Below are 1,733 nucleotides of genomic sequence, written 5' to 3'. Positions count from 1 at the left end.
CGGCCGGGCCGCGGGCGACCGCCCGGCGCAGCGCGGCGGTCTCGCCGACGCTCGGGGCGGGCGGCAGGGTCCGCAGGGTGAACGCGGCGGTCTCCCGGTTCGCCACGACGAGCCGGGCCGCCGCGGTGTAGGCGTCCAGGTGCGACAGGTCGTGCTCGTCGAGTTCCGGCAAGGTGTGCCGGGCCAACTGGTGGGCGTCCTCCGGCGAACAGTTGAAAAAGATCTTGTTGCGGGCGTTCGCGGACAACGCCAGTTGGCGGACAACGCCAGTTGGATGTCGCGGGGCAACTGCATCAGGTTCTGATGCGCCAGGACCAGCCGCAGCCGGTAGCCGCGGGCTTCGGCCAGCATGTCGGCCACCGAGCCGGGCAGGTTCAGCAGGTTGTGCGCCTCGTCCAGGTAGAGCCCGGCGTCACGGCGCCGGTGCTCGGCCGTGCCGGCGCGGGCGGTGGCCGCCTGCCAGACGGAGGCGAACAGCAGGCTGCCCATCAGCTTGGCGGTCTCCTCACCGAGTTGGCCCTTCGGCAGCCGGGCGATCAGGATGCCGCCGTCGAGGACCCGGCGCATGTCGAAGCTGGACTGCTGCGCGCCGAGGGTGTGCCGGACGAAGTCGCGCAGCAGAAACGAGCGCAGCCGGGCCAGCACCGGGCCGATCACCTGGGCGCGCAGCTGCGGCGGTGTCGACTCGTACCACTCCCAGAACCCCTTGAGGCCTTCCGGGTCGCCCAGATCGGCGGTCAGCTCGGCCCGGAACCCGCGGTCGTTGAGCAGCGGCGGCACCAGCAGCAAGGTCGGGTTCGGGCGGCGCATCAGGGTCAGGCAGGCCACCCGCAGCACGTCGTCGATGCGTGGCCCCCAATGCCGTTGGAAGATCTTGCTGAAGACCGAGACGATGTTGTCCACGACCAGGTCGTGGTCGGCGCCGACCAGCGGGTTGAGGGTGGCGCCGCCCTGCTGGTCCGGGTCGATGATCACCAGACGGTCGGCGGTGTCGGCGGGCAGCCGGTCGAGGATGTCCAGGGCCAGGTCGCCTTTGGGATCGATGACGACCACGCCGCGGCGGGCCTTCACGTCGTCCAGGACGAGGTGGGTCATCAGGGTGGACTTGCCGGAGCCGGTGGCGCCGAGCAGGTGGATGTGCTGGCGGGCGTCCGCGATGCGCAGCGCGACGGTGTGCCCGCCGAGCTCGGCGCGGCCGAGCACCTTGGTGTTGCGGCCGCCAGAGGGCACGGTGACCGGTGCCGGTGCGCTCTTGGCGCGGGCCCGGTCCAGGCCGGGGACGGCGACATCGGTGGGCAGCGCGGCGATCGCGGCCACCTCGGCGGCCGACAGCAGGAAACCGCGGGAGAACCGGCGGTCGGCGAGCACCGCGGCCGGCCGGCGCAGCCGGTGCCGGCGCAGCCGGTTGCGTCCGGTGTACATGCCGAACGCCGACGCCAGCCCGTGCCCGATGACCGCCAACCGGCGGCGCAGCGCATCACCGTCCCCGCCGGCAGGCCGCTGTGGTGTGGCCACGACGGCGTAGCGCAGGCTGACCTCCCACAGCGTGGCGAGGGCCTTGTCCACGGCGAGGCGCGCGTCGCGGTCGCGGACCGGATCCGCGGGTGCCGGCCGGGTCGCGGGCCGCGCCGGGTGCGGCTGACGAATCGGGGTGATCACCTCGGTGGCCAGGTCCAGTGCCGCCCGGACCCAGGTGACGGGATCGGCGAGCCCGGTGGCGCGGCGGCCGGTGC

At 73.5% G+C, this 1,733-nt stretch carries 1 pseudogene; it reads right to left on the bottom strand.

Annotated elements, in window-relative coordinates:
• Positions 1-1,599 (bottom strand): annotated as a pseudogene (locus tag AB0F81_RS51195) (type IV secretion system DNA-binding domain-containing protein); the annotation flags it as partial.
• Positions 1,600-1,733: the final 134 nt, after the last annotated feature.

This window comes from Actinoplanes sp. NPDC024001 (assembly GCF_040638955.1).
Taxonomy (GTDB): Bacteria; Actinomycetota; Actinomycetes; order Mycobacteriales; family Micromonosporaceae; genus Actinoplanes.
This window is presented reverse-complemented; position numbering and strand designations above follow the sequence as displayed.